Source organism: Bacillus sp. Bwzl_19 (genome assembly GCF_054900515.1).
Genome location: NZ_CM142729.1, coordinates 2,213,159 through 2,231,670, shown reverse-complemented (window position 1 = coordinate 2,231,670; position 18,512 = coordinate 2,213,159). Strand labels below are relative to the sequence as shown.

Here is an 18,512-nt window from a genome sequence, read left to right as displayed (position 1 = left end):
TTCCTGGAGAGATGTCTTTTTTTATACATAAAAAAATGAAACTAAAGTACATTTGTTACGTATATAAAGAAGAATGAAGCAGGAAGGAGGGTATATTTGCCTTGTTCCGAAAAAAAACCGGAATTGCTGTTGCTCTATTTGGCTTATTTGTATTATCTTTATTAGGGGTTCAGTTGAACGCAAAAGCTGATCATCCATCGGTGTATGTCATCCCGGTTGAGAAAAATGTCGAACAGGGGCTCGCCTCGTTTTTATCGCGTTCTTTCAAAGATGCGAAGGAATCCGGTGCGTCACACATTATCCTTGACATCAATACACCGGGAGGAGCCGTTCAATCAGCCTTGGATATTGCAGATATCATCGGCGGTTCGGATGTGCCTGTTACCGCTTACGTGAATAAACGGGCGCTTTCTGCCGGAGCTTATATAGCGCTTCAGGCAGATGAAATCTATATGGCGCCGGGCGGAAAAATGGGTGCCGCAGCCATCATCGACGGAAAAGGAAACGCGGCAGACAAAAAGGCCCAATCGCTGTGGCATGCAGAAATGGAGGACGCAGCGGCTAAAAACAACCGAAATCCGAAATACGCCCTGGCCATGGCAGACCCCGCCATCAATGCAAAAGAAGCGGGGGCTCCTAAGGGAAAGCTGCTGACACTGACAGCTGAAAAAGCCAAGGAAGTCGGATATTCGGAGGGTACGGTTTCAAACCTTGATGCTTTATATACAAAGCTCGGTTTTGATAAATCGGATGTTCATCATGCAAAAGAGGGTTTTGTCGGCAAATTAAGCAGATGGCTGACGAATCCGTTTGTTGTCCCCGTCTTATTAACGCTTGCTTTGCTTGGTTTGACCATTGAATTGTTTTCGCCGGGCCTCGGAATACCGGGTGCCGTCGGACTGACAGCCTTGCTGCTGTTTTTCGCCGGCCATATCGCAGCCGGATTTGCCGGCTATGACAGTATATTCTTATTTTGCGCGGGCTTGGTGTTTATCCTTTTAGAGATTTTTCTGCCCGGGGGTATAATCGGCCTTATCGGGATTGCGGGCGTCATCGCAAGTCTCTTTCTCGCTGCGGGCAGCTTTACTGTAATGGCGGTTTCTCTCTTGATCGCCTTTGCTGTGTCTATTACAGCCTTTATCATATTAACAAGGGTGTTGGGGAAACGGATGAAATTCTTTAAGAAATTGATATTAACTGATTCAACAAGCACGGAGAGCGGTTATGTCTCAAATCAGAACCGGACGGAGCTATTGGGGAAAGTCGGCGTTACCGCTACAGCCCTCAGACCGTCAGGCACCGTCATTATTGATGATGAACGTCTGGATGTTGTTTCGGAAGGGTCATTCACTGAAAAAGACAGACAGGTGAAAGTAGTGAAAGTGGAAGGCTCACGCATTGTCGTGAGAGAAATATAGATGATAACCTTGAGGAGGAATTAGATGGAACTGTCAAGTTTGGCGATTTTAGCATTAGTTGCAGCTGCCATTATTGTGTTAGCCATATTCTTCACCTTTGTACCGGTGATGCTATGGATTTCGGCGCTTGCAGCAGGAGTCAGAATCAGTATTTTCACTTTGGTCGGGATGAGGCTGCGCCGCGTTATACCAAGCCGCGTTGTCAATCCGTTAATCAAAGCGCATAAAGCAGGCCTAGCCGCTACAACAAATCAGCTCGAAAGCCACTATCTGGCCGGAGGTAATGTCGACAGGGTGGTTAATGCCCTGATTGCGGCACAGCGCGCCAATATTGAGCTGTCATTCGAGCGATGCGCAGCCATTGACCTGGCCGGGCGCGACGTATTGGAAGCCGTACAGATGAGCGTAAATCCGAAGGTTATTGAAACACCGTTTATCGCGGGTGTCGCCATGGACGGAATTGAAGTAAAAGCAAAAGCCAGAATCACGGTAAGAGCCAATATCGACCGTCTTGTCGGGGGAGCGGGAGAAGAGACGGTTGTCGCCCGTGTCGGAGAAGGGATTGTCTCGACAATCGGTTCCTCGAATAATCATAAAAAAGTGCTTGAAAACCCTGATATGATTTCACAGACCGTCCTTGGCAAAGGGCTGGATTCAGGCACTGCATTTGAAATTCTCTCGATTGACATCGCCGACGTTGATATCGGTAAAAACATCGGAGCGATTCTTCAGACAGATCAGGCAGAAGCAGACAAAAACATTGCGCAGGCCAAAGCGGAAGAGCGCCGCGCCATGGCCGTCGCCCAAGAGCAGGAAATGCGCGCACGCGTAGAAGAAATGCGTGCGAAAGTCGTGGAAGCCGAAGCGGAAGTTCCGCTTGCGATGGCTGAAGCATTGCGTGAAGGCAACATCGGTGTCATGGATTATATGAACATAAAAAATATCGACGCTGACACGGACATGAGGGATTCTATCGGCAAGCTGACGAATGACCAGCAAGATGAAGACCAACAATAACCTCTCTATTAAGGAGGGAGCCGCTATATGCACGAGATTCTGACAAATCCGCTCGTCATTGCCGCCGTCATCGGCATTATATCGGCAATATTCGGCAAGAAAAACAAAGATGAAAAACGTCCGCCGGGCACACGTCCCGAGAATCAGGCAAAAAAGCAGGAGCACAAACAGCCGCATAAAGAGCACAAGCCGGAAGCGGAAGAAATGCCTGCCGTTTCAGAAGAGAACCCTTTTGAGAAAAAAAGAAGGGAAGCTGAAAAGCGGCTTGCGGAGACAGAGCAGATGTTCAATGGGCTTGAACATCTGCTGACATCTGCACGCCAACGAAATACGACTCTGAAGAAACCAGCCCTCAAAATAAAGAAAGAAACTGCGGTGCAAGGCATCATATTCAGTGAGATTTTAGGCCCGCCCCGTGCGAAAAAACCTCACCGGACCATGCGGAGCATCCGTAAAAAATAAAGTGTTAGAACCCCTTTTCTAATCATACATATGAGATGAAAGGGGGTTCTTTTTTTATGGGGCAAAGAAAGAATCGTGTAAAGGCATGGCTGACAAGAGCATTGGAAATTCCCCCGGACGTTATGATGGATCTGCCTCGTATTACGATGGTCGGCAGACTTCATATCTACATAGAGAATCACAGAGGCCTCTTGCTGTTCAGCGAAGAAGAAGTCAGGCTGATGCTCAAGCAGGGGCAATGTATCATATCAGGAAAAAACTTGGTCATTAAGGCAATCCTTCCTGAGGAAATTCTTTTGGAAGGCACGATAGATCACGTACGATATGTCGATTCATAAAGCCGGGGGGAAATAATGTGAAAAACAAATGGCTGTCATTTTTTTCGGGTAAAGTCCAAATGGAAGTCAAAGGAAAAGGAATTGAACGGCTGCTTAATGAATGTACAAGAAACGGAATTGCTATCTTTGCGGTGAAAAAAAAGCAAGACTGTGTAATGCTTATGATTCAGCTTCAGGATGTACATGCTTTCAGAAGAGTCATCAGAAACCATGAATGCAAAGCAAGCTTTACAAAAAGAAAGGGCCTGCCCTTTCTGCTTCTCAAATCTAAATTAAACATAGGCTTTACCGCGGGGTTTGTGATTTTTTTCATTATATTGTTCCTTTTGTCCAACATGATTTGGGAAATCGATATTAAAGGGGCCAAGCCCGAAACTGAGCATCAGATGGTAAAGCACCTTGAAGAAATCGGTGTGAAAAAAGGCCGTTTGCAATTTTTAATGATGACGCCGGAGAAAATTCAAAAATCATTAACAAACGGCATCGAAAATATTACGTGGGTCGGTGTGGAATTGAACGGGACAGCCCTTCATATGAAAGTGGTCGAAAAAAATGAACCGACAAAAGAAAAATACTTGAGCCCCCGCCATATTGTTGCCAAAAAGAAAGCGGTCATCAAAAGAATGTTCGTGCAAAAGGGTCAGCCGATGGCTTTTGTGAACGATCATGTTGACAAAGGCCAGCTCCTTGTCTCAGGTCTGATCGGTAATGAAGAGCAGCAGAAGAAAGTCACCTCAAAAGCGGAAATTTACGGAGAAACATGGTACAAGTCTGAAGTAACCGTGCCTCTTGAAACATCATTTACGCTATATACGGGTAAAGTAAGGACGAAGCACAAGCTGTCTTTCGGATCATGGGGCGTGCCTTTTTGGGGCTTCGGGTTTAATGAAGAGCCGCTGAAACATCCGAAAACCGAGGAAGAAAAGCACCCGTTTCAATTTCTGGGGTTAAAGCTCCCTGTTTCTTACGTCCAAGAACATATAAGAGAAAGCGAAACATCCGTGCGGACTTATAAAAAAGACGAAGCGGTTCAGGCCGGCATCAAAATGGGCAGGCAAGACGTAGAAAAGCGATTAAGCGGCAGCGGAGAGGTGGAAAGTGAAAAAGTTTTGCACCAATCCGTTGAGAATGGTAAAGTAAAGTTGATTATTCTCTACCAAGTTATAGAAGATATCGTTCAAACCACACCTATTGTTCAGGGAGACTAAAGAATGGCAGAACATTTACTTGCGATGAATCACAAACTGAAAAGCCCGGACGAAGCACTTTCTTTGTTCGGCAGCCAAGACGCCTTTTTACATTTGATGGAGAAGGATCTGGGCGTAAGCATCATCACACGCGGTGAAACCATTTACGTTTCCGGCAATGATGAGTCTTTTGAGATTGCTGACAGATTATTGGGCTCGCTCCTTACTTTAATTCGCAAGGGGATCGAGATTTCGGAACGTGATGTGCTGTATGCCGTGAAAATGGCAAAGAAAGATGAACTGGACTATTTTGAAAGCATGTATGAAGAAGAAATAACGAAAACGGCAAAAGGCAAACCGATCCGTGTCAAAACCCTCGGCCAGAGAGAATATGTCGCGGCGATGAAGAAAAACGACATGGTGTTCGGCATCGGGCCGGCGGGAACCGGCAAAACATATTTGGCGGTCGTAAAAGCGGTGCATGCTTTAAAAAACGGCCACATTAAAAAAATCATTTTAACAAGACCCGCTGTGGAAGCCGGCGAGAGCCTCGGTTTTCTGCCCGGAGATTTAAAGGAAAAAGTAGATCCTTACCTGCGCCCGCTGTATGACGCGCTCCATGATGTGCTCGGAAGCGACCATACGGAACGTCTTATGGAAAGAGGGGTTATCGAAATCGCCCCGCTCGCCTATATGAGAGGGCGGACGCTTGACGACGCGTATGTGATTCTTGATGAGGCCCAGAATACCACCCCCGCTCAAATGAAAATGTTTTTGACGAGATTGGGTTTTGGCTCTAAAATGATCATTACGGGCGACGTAAGCCAAATTGACCTGCCGAAAGGCGTCACATCGGGACTTGCAGTAGCGAGGGATATGCTGAAGGACATAAACGGCATTTCCGTGATTGAACTTGACCAGACAGATGTGGTCAGACATCCGCTTGTTGCAAAAATTATTGAAGCTTATGATAAGCAAAAGTAATGCAAAATGACCCGATCTCCCGTTATCGGGTCATTTTTATATGATGTGTTCCTGATGTTTCAGGGAGGAGGTTCTTGTTTTGAAAAAGAAGGGAAAGGGTAAAGGCGCCCGGGAACGGTTCCGCAGTTTCAGACATGCCCGCTCAGCCCATGTGTTGCTGTATCTGCTGCTTTCAGCGATCATGTTTGGTTTGCTCTTTATTCATGTAAAACCTGAATCACTTAATTTGGATTTGTTTTCAGTCAGTGATAAGACGATTTACGCGCCCGCCACCGTGGAAGACCAGCAGGCGACGGAAGCGAAAAAACAGGCGGCCGAAGATGCGGTGGAAGATCAGTACACTCTGAAAAAAGGCTATACCGACAACCGGCTTGACCTGATCACTTCCATTTTTGACAGCATCGGTGAAGTGAAACAAGATGCGGATAAAGACAAAAAGTCACCTTCGGAAAAATCGCTGGTAAAAGCGGTGAAAAGCAAGCTGACACAGGATGTCAATGAATCCATCTCGGAAGATGCTATTACGTCGCTTCTCCATGCGAACAATGAAGATTTCTCATTTGTAAGAGATTCCGTCATTACTGCGGTGAATACGGTGATGAGCAGTGAGATACCGTCCGAAAAATTAGCGGAAGCGAAGGAAAAAGTCGCAAAAGAGCTGAAAAGCGCTTCCGTGCCGTCAAAGTATTTGTCAGCGGCAACTGAAATCGGAAAATATGCGGTCATCCCGAATTACGTATTTGATCCGAAAGCGACTGATGCGAAGCGCCAGGAAGCGTCAGACAGTGTCCAGCCGGTTCAGATCAAACAAGGACAGGTTCTTGTTGAAGAGAATGACCTGATCGACCGGGAAGTATACAGAAAGCTCGAATTAACGGGGCTTTTGAATAATTCCAACCTGTTAAAACCGATCAGCGGTCTCCTTCTGATGATCGGTCTGTTCATTGCTACGCTTGTCTACTATTTTGAGAAACAGCAGCAGGAACTTAAGCTGAAAAATAAATCACTTTTGTTGTTTTCTATTATTACAACGCTGATTCTTGTCATAATGGAAGTCGTCAGCCTGTTTCAAAAAATCGAATACACGAATATCGGTTATTTAGTTCCGATCGCCGCCGGCGCCATATTATTCAGGCTGCTGCTTAATGAAAGGCTCGCTATTTTAGGAAGCATCATTTTGGCGATTTGCGGCAGTATGATGTTTAATCAAGGCGTGACGGGAACGTTTAATTATGTGATCGGTATTTACTATTTAATAAGCAGCATTTCAGGCATTCTGTTTTTGGGGAAACATAACGCGAGATCAAAGATATTGCAGGCGGGACTGTTTGTATCATTTATTAATATGATTATCGTGCTGTCGCTTTTGTTAATACAAAATACGGCGCTGTCACCTGTTGAAATCGGAACGCTGATGCTGATGGGGGTCGTCTCGGGGCTTGCTTCATCCGTTTTGATTATCGGCCTGATGCCGTTTTTTGAGACGGGATTCGGGATTCTTTCAACGATGAGGCTGATTGAACTGTCTAATCCGAACCATCCCCTGCTTCGCAAGATTTTAACGGAAACACCAGGTACATATCATCACAGCGTCATGGTGGCAAATCTGTCGGAGGCGGCCTGTGAAGCTGTAGGGGCGAACGGTCTTTTAGCACGGGTCGGAGCGTATTATCACGATCTCGGCAAAACGAAACGCCCGCAATATTTTATTGAAAATCAGATGAATATGGATAATCCGCATGATAAGCTGTCTCCTCAGCTCAGCAAAAATATCATCATTGCACATACGACAGACGGTGCGAATATGCTCAGAAGCTACAAGTTTCCGAAAGAGCTTGTGGATATCGCGGAGCAGCATCACGGAACGTCCCTTTTAAAATTCTTTTATTATAAAGCGAAAGAAAAAGGCGACCAGATTACAGAGAAAGAGTTCCGCTACCCGGGACCAAAGCCGCAATCAAAAGAAGCGGCCATTATCTCAGTGGCCGACAGCGTCGAAGCCGCCGTCCGTTCCATGGATAATCCCAATCCCGAACGTATTGAAAAACTGGTGCGGGGGATTATATCCGACAAGCTTCAGGACGGGCAGTTCTCAGAATGTGATCTCACATTCCGAGAGCTGGATACGATCGCAAAAACACTATGTGCGACTTTAAAAGGAATTTTCCACTCCCGGATTGAATATCCGGAGGCTACGAAGAAGGTGAAATAAATGGGTTTACTCATAGATATTGTTGATGAAACAAACAGCGTTTCAGCCGATGCGCTCCAGGAAGTGGAGAAGCTGCTCCAATTTGCGGCGAAAAAAGAAGGCGTTCAGGATCAGGCTGAAGTATCAGTTACGATTGTGACAAATAATGAGATCAGAGAAATCAACAGAGACTACCGGGGAAAAGACACTCCGACTGACGTGATTTCGTTTGCGCTTGAGGAAGAAGGCGAAGACGAGGTAGAAATCGTGGGCGCCGACATGCCGCCTGTTTTAGGAGATATTATCATCAGCGCAGACAGAACGAAAGAGCAGGCCGAAGAGTACGGCCATTCGTTTATGAGAGAGCTCGGTTTTCTGGCTGTCCACGGCTTTTTGCATTTGCTTGGCTATGATCACATGACAAAAGAAGAAGAGGAAGAAATGTTTTCAAAGCAAAAGGATTTGCTGGATGAGTATGGACTCACGAGATCATAAAAACGAGTGGAGCAGGTTCCTGAAAAGCTTTGTCCATGCATGGAGGGGAATCTGGAAAACGGCGCGGTCAGAGCGTAATTTTCAATTTCATATCATCGCGGCCTGCGCCGTTATTCTTTGCGGTTTTCTCACCGGGCTCAGCACGGCCGAATGGGCCGTTGTTTTGATGCTGATCGGCGGGATGCTTGCTCTGGAGCTTGTAAATACCGCGATAGAGCATGTTGTTGATTTAGTTACCGATCAGTATCATCCGCTCGCAAAAGCGGCAAAAGACGCGGCCGCCGGAGCCGTTTGCGTCTTTGCCGTGATTTCGTGTATCATTGGTTTACTCATCTTCTTGCCGAAAATATGTTAGCAGAAGATTCTTACAATTATTTTACATTGCCAAAAATGGGCGTGAAAAACCAATCATAATTATGTAAAATAAAAGTGACAGCGGTATCATACAGGATAAAGGTAAGAGAGGAATAAGTACACATGAACAGACAAGAATTGATTGCAGAAGCATTAAAAGCGCGGGACACAGCGTATGTGCCGTATTCAAACTTCAGAGTGGGAGCCGCTCTTCTTACCAAAGACGGAAAAGTGTACAGAGGCTGCAACATTGAAAATGCGGCATACAGCATGTGCAACTGTGCTGAACGCACGGCGATATTCAAAGCTGTTTCCGAGGGGGATACGGAATTTGCGATGCTCGCCGTGGCTGCGGACACTCCGGGACCGGTTTCGCCGTGCGGAGCCTGCAGACAAGTGATTTCCGAGCTGTGTTCAAAGGATATGCTTGTTGTTCTGACCAACTTACAAGGACAAATAAAAGAAATGACTGCGGAAGAATTATTGCCGGGCGCATTTTCATCGGAGGATTTACATGACGAACGAAAGCTTTAAATCAGGATTTGTATCTATCATCGGAAGACCGAACGTAGGAAAGTCTACCTTTTTAAACAGGGTCATCGGTCAAAAGATCGCCATAATGAGCGACAAACCACAGACGACAAGAAATAAAGTCCAAGGGGTGCTGACAACAGGCACATCGCAGACCATTTTTATTGATACACCGGGTATTCACAAGCCGAAGCACAAGCTTGGCGATTTTATGATGAAAGTGGCGCAAAACACGCTGAAAGAAGTTGACTTGGTGTTATTTATGATTAACGCCGAAGAAGGGTACGGAAAGGGCGACGAGTTTATCATTGAAAAGCTCGGACAGACGTCCACGCCCGTTTTTCTGATCGTAAACAAAATTGATAAGATCCACCCTGATCAGCTCCTTCTTTTAATTGATGAGTACCGTACGCGCTATCCGTTTAAGGAAATCGTGCCGATCTCAGCTTTGGAAGGAAACAACGTCGAGACCCTGCTCGCACAGATTGAAGCGTATTTACCGGAAGGGCCTCAGTTCTATCCGAGTGATCAGGTGACTGACCATCCAGAGCGGTTTATTATTTCTGAACTGATCAGAGAAAAGGTGCTCCATCTTACAAGGGAAGAAGTGCCGCACAGCATCGCTGTCGCTATCGAGTCCATTAAAGGGCAGGAAAACGGCTCCATCCATGTCGCCGCCACCATTGTGGTCGAGCGGGATTCTCAAAAAGGAATCGTCATCGGGAAAAAAGGAGCTCTTCTGAAAGAAGTCGGCAAAAGAGCGCGGGCTGATATTGAAGCGCTGCTGGGCTCACGCGTTTACCTGGAACTATGGGTAAAAGTGCAGAAGGACTGGCGGAATAAAATGTCTCAGCTGCGTGATTTCGGTTTCAAAGAGGATGAATATTAAATGATTTCAGCCCATACGTAAGGTTGGGATTACCTCACAGAAACAGGGATTCATTAGCAAAATTTGTTTAACATGAAAAGGAGGACATCAGGTCAAGATAAGGGTAAGAATTTGGATTGGCACGCTAGTTTAATGATGAAAGGTGGGTTTTTTGTGTTGAATTTTACCTGGAACGTATTTTCTCAAACAGGAAGTGTTGATACGTACCTTCTTTTTAAAGAACTGGAAAAAGAGAACCTGGAAAGACCCGAAGAACCGGAAGATGAGCTAGCCCGAATTGATTTTCCAATTTTGTAAACCTCTTGGCCCCTCCCGTTGTTGGAAGGTGCGGAAATGCTGACAAAATGTGAAGGAATCGTGCTCCGTACGAATGACTACGGAGAGACGAATAAAATCGTGACATTGCTGACGAGGGAACACGGCAAAATCGGCGTTATGGCAAGAGGCGCCAGGAAGTCAGCCAGCCGGCTGTCAGCAGTCAGCCAGCCGTTTTTGTACGGGTCATTTTTAATGCAAAGAACATCCGGACTCGGCACGCTCCAGCAGGGTGAAATGATTCTCAGCATGAGAACGATCAGAGAAGACTTGTTTTTAACGGCATATGCCGCTTTTATCGCTGAACTTACTGACAAAGGAACGGAAGAGAAGAAACCGAACCCCTATTTATTCGAATTGATTCTCGAATCCTTTAAGAGGCTGAATGAAGGGACTGACCCGGACGTGATCACCTTCATCGTTCAGATGAAAATGCTCGGCGTCATGGGACTGTATCCGGAGCTGAATCATTGTGTCCACTGTAAAAGCCAGGACGGGACGTTTCATTTTTCGGTAAGAGATAACGGTTTTATCTGCCACCGCTGCTTTGGAAAGGATCCGTACAAAGTTCCGATTTCGCCGCAAACGGCAAGGCTGCTAAGGCTTTTTTATTACTTTGATATCGGAAGGCTCGGCAGCGTCTCATTAAAACAGGAAACCAAAAACGAACTTAAACGGGTAATCGATCTGTATTATGAGGAATATTCAGGGCTTTATTTAAAGTCTAAACGGTTTTTAGACCAGATGGAAAGCATGAAGCACCTTTTGGATGAAAACAAAAGTTGACATTCTGCCCATCTTTTTATATGATCATTTATTATAAAATATGTTGCAGTGACAGAAAGAAGTACTTGCGTCCAACTCATATAAGCGACCTTAGGACAGTGTAAGCTAAGGATGAGCGCGCAACGAAAGGCATTCTTGAGCAACCCTTTAAAAAGAGGCTGAGTGATTCACATCCTCAGCAACTAGGGTGGAACCGCGGGAGAACTCTCGTCCCTATGTTTGCGGCTGGCAAGCATAGAGACGGGAGTTTTTTGAATGCCGCCGCACTTGTAAAAGAATGGAGAAAGTGGAGGTGCTTGAAATGAACATTCAAGATATGATTTTAACCTTGCAGAAGCACTGGTCGAGTGAAGGCTGTGTGCTCATGCAGGCGTATGATGTGGAGAAAGGCGCAGGCACAATGAGCCCGTATACATTTTTACGGAGCATCGGGCCGGAGCCGTGGAAAGTGGCTTACGTTGAGCCGTCCAGACGGCCTGCGGACGGGCGATACGGAGAAAACCCGAACAGGCTTTATCAGCATCACCAATTCCAAGTCATTATCAAGCCGTCGCCTGATAACATCCAAGAGCTTTACCTAGATTCATTGCGCGCGCTCGGCATTAACCCGCTCGAGCATGATATTCGTTTCGTAGAAGACAACTGGGAAAACCCGTCTTTAGGCTGTGCGGGACTCGGCTGGGAAGTATGGCTTGACGGGATGGAAATCACCCAGTTTACGTACTTCCAGCAGGTGGGCGGAATTGAATGTAAACCGGTGTCTGTTGAGATCACGTACGGCATTGAACGTCTTGCGTCTTATATTCAGGATAAAGAAAACGTCTTTGATCTTGAATGGACGTCAGGATTTACAGTGAAGGATTTGTTTATGATGGCTGAATATGAACATTCCGTTTATACTTTTGAAACATCAGATGTGGATATGCTATTCCATTTGTTCAGCACGTATGAAAAAGAAGCGATCAGACAAATGGATAACGGGCTTGTGCATCCGGCCTATGATTATGTGCTGAAATGCTCTCACACTTTTAATCTGCTCGATGCAAAAGGCGCGATCTCGGTGACAGAGCGGACGGGTTATATCGGCCGTGTCCGCAATTTAGCGAGAAAAGTGGCAAAAACGTATTATGAAGAACGGGAAAAATTAGGGTTCCCAATGCTTAAAGAGGAGGGCTCTTCCCATGAGTAAACAAGACTTGCTTTTAGAGATCGGACTCGAGGAAATGCCGGCGCGTTTTTTACATGACAGCATGGTGCAGCTCGGTGAAAAGCTGACTGGCTGGCTGGCAGAAAAAAATATCGCTCACGGCGAAGTGAAACTTTTTAATACACCGAGACGTCTGGCAGTATATATAAAAGACGTAGCAGAAAAACAGGCTGATATTCAGGAAGAAGCAAAAGGCCCGGCGAAAAAAATCGCTCTGGATGCTGACGGGAACTGGACAAAAGCCGCTATCGGATTTTCCAAGGGTCAAGGTGCCGGAGTGGATGACTTGTATATAAAAGACGTAAACGGCACGGAATATGTCTTCGTTCAAAAATTCCAGGCTGGACAAGAGACGAAGACACTTTTACCGCAGCTGGAAAATCTCATTACCGGAATGCATTTCCCTAAAAACATGCGCTGGGGCACACAAGACCTGCGCTATATCCGCCCGATCAAATGGATTGCAGCTCTATTCGGAAAAGACGTTATTCCGTTTGAGATCACAAATGTAGGAACGGGACGGAGCACACAGGGACACCGCTTTCTCGGTCAAGAAGTATCTATTGACGCACCGTCATCATACGAAGAGCTGCTGAAAGAACAGCACGTCATTGCTGATCCGAAAGTACGCAAACAAATGATCCAAAGCCAGCTGGACGCGCTTGCGGCCGATAAGAAATGGAATATTCCGATTGATGAGGATCTGCTGAATGAAGTCAATCATCTTGTGGAATATCCGACAGCGCTTTACGGCTCTTTTGAATCCGAGTTTCTTTCTTTGCCTGAAGAAGTGCTTGTGACAACAATGAAAGAGCATCAGCGCTACTTCCCGGTAAAAGATGAAAACGGGAATCTGCTGCCTCATTTTATTACGGTAAGAAACGGGAACAGCCATGCAATTGAAAATGTTGCCCGCGGAAACGAGAAGGTGCTGAGAGCGAGACTTTCAGATGCTGCGTTCTTCTACAAAGAAGACCAAAAGCTGAACATCGATGAAAACGTGAAGAAACTGGAAAATATCGTTTTCCATGAAGAGCTTGGCTCCCTTGGAGATAAAGTGAGAAGAGCGGCCGCCATTGCGGGCAAACTTGCCGTCCGCCTGAAGGCTGATGAACAGACGCAAAAACTTGTCAAGCGCGCCGCCGAGATTTCTAAATTTGACCTGGTTACACACATGATTTATGAGTTCCCTGAGCTTCAAGGCGTCATGGGAGAAAAATATGCGCGCATGCTCGGCGAAGATGAATCCGTCGCTGCCGCGGTAAATGAGCACTATATGCCGAGAGCGGCCGGGGGAGACGTGCCTTCAACCTTTACCGGCGCAGTTGTAGCGTTAGCTGATAAACTGGACACGATTGCCTCCTTCTTCAGCATCGACGTGATTCCGACAGGTTCTCAGGATCCGTACGGTTTGCGCCGTCAGGCAAGCGGCATCGTTTCCATTCTGATCGACCGCAACTGGGGCATTTCTTTTAAAGAGCTGCTGTCATTGACAGAAGCGGAAAAAGAAAATGAGCTCCTCGATTTCTTTACACAGCGTCTGAAATACGTCTTGAACGCTGAAGACATCCGTCATGACGTTATTGAAGCCGTTCTGGACAGCACTGACCTTGAGCCGTATGCAGCTGTTCATAAGGCAAGAGTGCTTGAGAAACACCTCGGTACACCGGGCTTTAAAGAAACGGCTGAGGCACTGGGACGGGTCATCTCCATCAGCAAAAAAGGCGAGAGCCGCGATATCAAGCCGGATCTGTTTGAAAATGAACAGGAGAAAAAGCTGTTTGACGCTTATCAAAAAACAAAAGACAGCGTCGCGGAAAGCTTTGCCTCCAAAAACTATGAACAGGCCCTGGCCGCGCTCAGCGGATTAAAGGAGCCGATCGAAGATTACTTTAATCATACGATGGTAAATGCAGACAATGAAGCATTAAAAACCAACCGTTTAGCGCAAATGACCGCTCTTGCAGATGTGATCAAGTCTTTTGCTAATATGAATCATCTTATTGTAAAATAAAGAAAAAGACGGTTGCTGTGTGATCGGCAATCGTCTTTTCCCCTTTTACATAACATCACAGAATGAAAAACATAGATAAAGAAACCCTTCCATAAAGGTGGTGAGTACGATCGAATTAAATAAACGGCAAGAACAAATTTTACAAATTGTAAAGGAAAACGGCCCGATTACCGGAGAGCATATTGCAGAACAGCTCAATTTAACGAGAGCCACACTGCGGCCGGACTTGGCCATACTCACCATGTCAGGCTTCTTAGAGGCCCGTCCGCGGGTCGGTTATTTTTATACGGGGAAAACGGGAAATCAGCTGCTTGCCGATAAACTGAAAAAGCTGCAAGTGAAAGATTTTCAATCCATTCCTGTCGTCATCAATGAAAATGTCTCGGTATACGATGCCATCTGCACCATGTTTTTAGAAGATGTCGGCACGTTATTTGTCGTAGATCGTGATGCTGTCTTAGTCGGTGTGCTGTCACGCAAAGATTTGCTGCGGGCGAGCATCGGCCAGCAGGAACTTGCCTCAATACCGGTTCATATTATTATGACAAGAATGCCGAATATCGCCGTCTGCCGGCGTGACGATTATGTGATGGACATCGCCAAGTTTTTAATTGAAAAACAGATCGATGCCCTGCCCGTTATTAAAGATACGGATAAAGGCTTTGAGGTCATCGGCCGGTTTACGAAAACGAATATGACCAAGATACTTGTCAGTTTATCAGAAAATGAAATCATATAAGCTTGAAAACTAACGGGGGGATAACATGGACAATCGCATCATTTACGTAGTATCAGACTCAGTCGGAGAAACCGCCGAACTCGTTGTAAAAGCCTCGCTCAGCCAGTTTAACGGCTCAGCCGATGATACGCATATCAGAAGAATACCTTACGTGGAAGATATCGGCACCATTAATGAAGTCGTGTCTCTCGCCAAAGCGGACGGCGGCATTATTTGTTTTACGCTCGTTGTTCCTGAAATCCGCAAATACTTAGTTGAACAAGCGGAAAAAGCGAATGTGCTGTATTACGATATTATCGGTCCGCTCATCGATAAAATGGAAACAGCCTATGGTCTGACGGCGAAATATGAACCAGGCCGCGTCCGCCAGCTTGATGAAGATTATTTCAAAAAGGTCGAGGCGATCGAGTTTGCCGTCAAATATGACGATGGCAGGGACCCAAGAGGCATTTTAAAAGCCGATATCATCCTGCTCGGAGTATCCAGAACGTCTAAAACCCCATTATCTCAATATCTTGCCCATAAGCGTCTGAAAGTGGCCAACGTGCCGATCGTTCCTGAAGTCGATCCGCCGGAAGAACTGTTCAGCGTTGATCCGAAAAAATGCATCGGTTTAAAAATCAGTCCTGATAAACTGAACCATATTCGAAAAGAACGGTTAAAATCTCTCGGCTTAAACGACAAAGCCATTTACGCCAACATCAACAGAATTAAAGAAGAGCTGGAGTATTTCGAGAAAATCGTGGCCCGGATCGGCTGCCAAGTTGTTGATGTTTCGAATAAAGCGGTCGAGGAAACAGCGAACATCATTCATCATCTGAAAACAAAGGGCCGATAACTCAGGACGCTTTATCCTGGGTTTTTGGGTATGCAAATAGGGAATAAACAAAAAGGATGGCATCTTCGCGAAGTTTGTATTATAATAAAAAATTGTGATAAAATGTTTATTTTTAGGTTTAAGCTTAGTGTGATACGAATAAACTATTACGAGTAAGATGTCAAGAATAACTCCCGGAAATTTTTCGACAAAGACAAAAATAGATCCGCAGTCATGGAGCATATGCGATTTCGCTTGTTTTTATGCAGGAGATTGATGGAGGGATGGAGAATTAGTCTTCTAAATGAAAAAGAAAAGACGATTTTTGTCGATGCAGACGCATGCCCCGTAAAAGAGGAAATATTGCTCATTGCATCGCAATTCAGCGTTCGGGTTATTTTCGTCGCATCATTTGAACACTACCAGCTTTCCAGAAGCAAAAACGAGAACTGGATATACGTTGATCCTCATAAAGAAGCGGCAGATTTATATATCGCAAACCATGTGAGATCGGGAGACATCGTAGTCACGCAGGATATCGGTTTGGCATCCCTTTTGCTGAACAGAAATATTGCCGTCTTATCGGAAAGGGGCCGTTCTTATACCGAAGACACGATTGACTTCGCTCTGATGAGCCGTCATATGTCGGGCAAAATGAGAAGAAGCGGCATCCATTCCAAAGGACCTAAAAAATTAAATAAAGAAGATCGGAATCGATTTGTTACCCTGCTTAAAAAAATCCTGTCGAATGATGAAGGGATTTCAAATCAAAACATCGAATAATGTACGACGGAGTGTTATAAGATGGGAAACCGCATACCAGATGAAGTAGTTAATCAGGTGCAGCAGTCAGCAGACATTGTTGAAGTCATAGGTGATTATGTCCAATTGAAAAAGCAAGGCCGCAACTACTTTGGGCTCTGCCCGTTTCACGGTGAAAACACGCCCTCGTTTTCCGTCTCCAGCGATAAGCAGATCTTTCATTGCTTCGGGTGCGGAGCGGGCGGGAACGTTTTCTCTTTTTTACGGCAGATGGAAGGCTATTCATTTACGGAAGCTGTTTCTCACCTTGCGGATAAATATCAGATTGATTTCCCTGATGATATAACGATTCACTCTGCATCCAGGCCGGAATCTTCCGGAGAGCACAAGATGGCGGAAGCTCACGAGCTCCTGAAGAAATTTTACCATCATTTGCTAATGAATACAAAGGAAGGCCAGGAAGCGTTAGATTACCTTTTATCAAGGGGTTTTACGAAAGAGCTCATAGATGAGTTTGAAATCGGCTACGCGCTGGATTCTTGGGATTTCATGACGAAGTTCTTGAAAAAGCGCGGTTTTGAGGAAGAACAGATGGAAAAAGCGGGTCTGTTGATCAGAAGGGAAGACGGCAGCGGGTATTTTGACCGTTTCAGAAACAGAATTATGTTTCCCATTCATGATCATCACGGAGCCGTGGCGGCTTTTTCAGGGAGGGCGCTCGGAAGCCAGCAGCCGAAATATATGAACAGTCCGGAAACGCCGCTGTTTCATAAATCTAAGCTGCTGTATAACTTCCATAAGGCGCGCCTGCCGATCAGGAAAGAGGAGAGAGCCGTTCTGTTTGAAGGCTTCGCGGATGTCATATCCGCCGTCAGCTCAGGCGTAAAAGAAAGCATCGCCACCATGGGGACGTCGCTCACCGAAGAGCATGTGAAAATCCTCAGAAGAAATGTTCAGGAGGTCATTCTCTGCTACGATTCGGATAAAGCCGGGTATGAGGCTACGCTGAAAGCGGCCGGCCTGCTGCAGAAAGCTGATTGTAAGGTAAGAGTATGCATGATGCCTGACGGGCTTGACCCTGATGATTATATCAGAACCCGGGGCGGAGAAAAATTCAAGACCGATATCATTGATGCAAGCGTTACGGTCATGGCCTTTAAAATGCAATATTTCCGCAAAGGGAAAAACTTATCTGATGAAGGAGACCGGCTTGCTTACATGAAAGAAGTGCTGAAAGAAATCAGCGCACTTTCCGGGTCGCTTGAGCAGGAAATGTATGTGAAGCAGCTCGCCTCCGAATTTTCTCTTTCGGTAGAATCTCTGACCGAACAGCTTTCCATCTATGCCAGACAAAACGCCCCCGGCGACAAAAACGCCGAACCGCAGACAAGACGGGCCCGGGTGACGACAAAAGCGAAACGGCGCCGTCTCCGTCCCGCCTATGAGAATGCGGAAAGGCTTCTTCTCGCTCATATGCTGAGAGACAGAAACGTCATCAAGAAAGTGATTGAACGTGTCGGCTTTGAATTTAACATTGACGGACATCGTGCGCTGGCAGCATATCTGTACGCTGTTTATGAAGAGGGCGCTGAAATGACGCCGCAGCATCTTATGGCGAGAATGCAGGATGAGGAAATCAGCCAGCTGCTTTCAGATATAGGGATGCTCCAAGTGAACGAGGAGCTCTCAGAGGCCGAGTTATCCGATTACGTAAAAAAAGTGTTGGATCACCGAAAATGGTCAATGATAAAGGAAAAAGAAGCAGAAAGAGCGGATGCAGAGCGGCAGAAAGACTTTGTGAAAGCTGCGTCTCTGGCTCAAGAAATTGTCGCATTGAACCGATCATTAAAATAACATCAAAAAAGAGGCTCGCGTTCTCATTGGCAATGATTCCTTGCGGAGGAGCAAATAGATCGTTTAACCTCATCATGAATTGTCATTTATTATCTGCTGCCCTGCATGCTGAAAAAGAAAGAAAGCTCCCGGGACGGATAAGAAACATACCG

Annotated in this window: 18 protein-coding genes and 1 pseudogene; all 19 read left to right on the top strand. The window is 45.9% G+C overall.

The features are described 5' to 3' along the window. Positions 1–101 precede the first annotated feature (101 nt). The 19 genes and pseudogenes from ACW5MY_RS11875 (at position 102) to dnaG (ending at position 18,360) form a co-directional block, all read left to right on the top strand. Positions 102–1,418, top strand: coding sequence for an NfeD family protein (locus tag ACW5MY_RS11875; protein ID WP_013352928.1), 1,317 nt, complete (start codon positions 102–104; stop codon positions 1,416–1,418). Between the two features lie 24 nt (positions 1,419–1,442). Next, a complete protein-coding gene (floA, locus tag ACW5MY_RS11870) occupies positions 1,443–2,435 on the top strand; it encodes a flotillin-like protein FloA (RefSeq protein WP_013352927.1) in 993 nt (330 codons plus the stop codon). A 27-nt stretch (positions 2,436–2,462) separates the two neighbouring features. Continuing rightward, the gene (locus ACW5MY_RS11865) at positions 2,463–2,897 is read left to right on the top strand and encodes a hypothetical protein (protein WP_013352926.1); all 435 of its coding nucleotides are present in this window, start codon (positions 2,463–2,465) and stop codon (positions 2,895–2,897) included. Positions 2,898–2,953: 56 nt separating this feature from the next. Next, the gene (gene yqfC / locus ACW5MY_RS11860; RefSeq protein WP_003152966.1) at positions 2,954–3,235 is read left to right on the top strand and encodes a sporulation protein YqfC; all 282 of its coding nucleotides are present in this window, start codon (positions 2,954–2,956) and stop codon (positions 3,233–3,235) included. A 17-nt stretch (positions 3,236–3,252) separates the two neighbouring features. Then, a pseudogene (gene yqfD, locus ACW5MY_RS11855) lies at positions 3,253–4,471 on the top strand (sporulation protein YqfD). Beyond that, positions 4,447–5,406, top strand: a complete 960-nt coding sequence (locus tag ACW5MY_RS11850; RefSeq protein WP_013352924.1) for a PhoH family protein — start codon at positions 4,447–4,449, stop codon at positions 5,404–5,406. The pseudogene yqfD and the gene ACW5MY_RS11850 overlap by 25 nt, the downstream one beginning before the upstream one ends. Positions 5,407–5,485: 79 nt before the next feature. Further along, entirely contained in the window at positions 5,486–7,618 is a 2,133-nt protein-coding gene (locus tag ACW5MY_RS11845; RefSeq protein WP_289393732.1) for an HD family phosphohydrolase, read from the top strand. After that, the gene (ybeY, locus tag ACW5MY_RS11840) at positions 7,619–8,092 is read left to right on the top strand and encodes an rRNA maturation RNase YbeY (protein WP_065522747.1); all 474 of its coding nucleotides are present in this window, start codon (positions 7,619–7,621) and stop codon (positions 8,090–8,092) included. Beyond that, the gene (locus ACW5MY_RS11835) at positions 8,073–8,447 is read left to right on the top strand and encodes a diacylglycerol kinase family protein (RefSeq protein ID WP_014470681.1); all 375 of its coding nucleotides are present in this window, start codon (positions 8,073–8,075) and stop codon (positions 8,445–8,447) included. The genes ybeY and ACW5MY_RS11835 overlap by 20 nt, the downstream gene beginning before the upstream one ends. A gap of 122 nt (positions 8,448–8,569) precedes the next feature. Next, a complete protein-coding gene (locus ACW5MY_RS11830; RefSeq protein ID WP_045510514.1) occupies positions 8,570–8,980 on the top strand; it encodes a cytidine deaminase in 411 nt (136 codons plus the stop codon). Further along, a complete protein-coding gene (gene era / locus ACW5MY_RS11825) occupies positions 8,961–9,866 on the top strand; it encodes a GTPase Era (protein WP_014470680.1) in 906 nt (301 codons plus the stop codon). Before ACW5MY_RS11830 ends, era begins: the two co-directional genes overlap by 20 nt. A gap of 153 nt (positions 9,867–10,019) precedes the next feature. Then, positions 10,020–10,163 (top strand): YqzL family protein, encoded by a 144-nt coding sequence (locus ACW5MY_RS11820; RefSeq protein ID WP_007408286.1) that lies wholly within the window; start codon positions 10,020–10,022, stop codon positions 10,161–10,163. A gap of 36 nt (positions 10,164–10,199) precedes the next feature. Next, positions 10,200–10,967, top strand: a complete 768-nt coding sequence (recO, locus tag ACW5MY_RS11815; RefSeq protein ID WP_071347996.1) for a DNA repair protein RecO — start codon at positions 10,200–10,202, stop codon at positions 10,965–10,967. Positions 10,968–11,268: 301 nt separating this feature from the next. Then, positions 11,269–12,156, top strand: coding sequence for a glycine--tRNA ligase subunit alpha (gene glyQ, locus ACW5MY_RS11810; protein WP_013352917.1), 888 nt, complete (start codon positions 11,269–11,271; stop codon positions 12,154–12,156). Then, positions 12,149–14,188 (top strand): glycine--tRNA ligase subunit beta, encoded by a 2,040-nt coding sequence (gene glyS, locus ACW5MY_RS11805; RefSeq protein WP_289393731.1) that lies wholly within the window; start codon positions 12,149–12,151, stop codon positions 14,186–14,188. Before glyQ ends, glyS begins: the two co-directional genes overlap by 8 nt. A gap of 100 nt (positions 14,189–14,288) precedes the next feature. Next, entirely contained in the window at positions 14,289–14,927 is a 639-nt protein-coding gene (gene ccpN / locus ACW5MY_RS11800; RefSeq protein WP_014470676.1) for a transcriptional regulator CcpN, read from the top strand. 25 nt (positions 14,928–14,952) lie between these two features. Continuing rightward, the gene (locus ACW5MY_RS11795) at positions 14,953–15,765 is read left to right on the top strand and encodes a pyruvate, water dikinase regulatory protein (RefSeq protein WP_013352914.1); all 813 of its coding nucleotides are present in this window, start codon (positions 14,953–14,955) and stop codon (positions 15,763–15,765) included. A 255-nt stretch (positions 15,766–16,020) separates the two neighbouring features. Continuing rightward, complete coding sequence (locus tag ACW5MY_RS11790) at positions 16,021–16,527, top strand: YaiI/YqxD family protein (protein WP_013352913.1); 507 nt, start codon at positions 16,021–16,023, stop codon at positions 16,525–16,527. A 21-nt stretch (positions 16,528–16,548) separates the two neighbouring features. Further along, on the top strand, positions 16,549–18,360 hold the full coding sequence (gene dnaG / locus ACW5MY_RS11785) for a DNA primase (RefSeq protein WP_013352912.1): 1,812 nt from the start codon (positions 16,549–16,551) through the stop codon (positions 18,358–18,360). Positions 18,361–18,512: the final 152 nt, after the last annotated feature.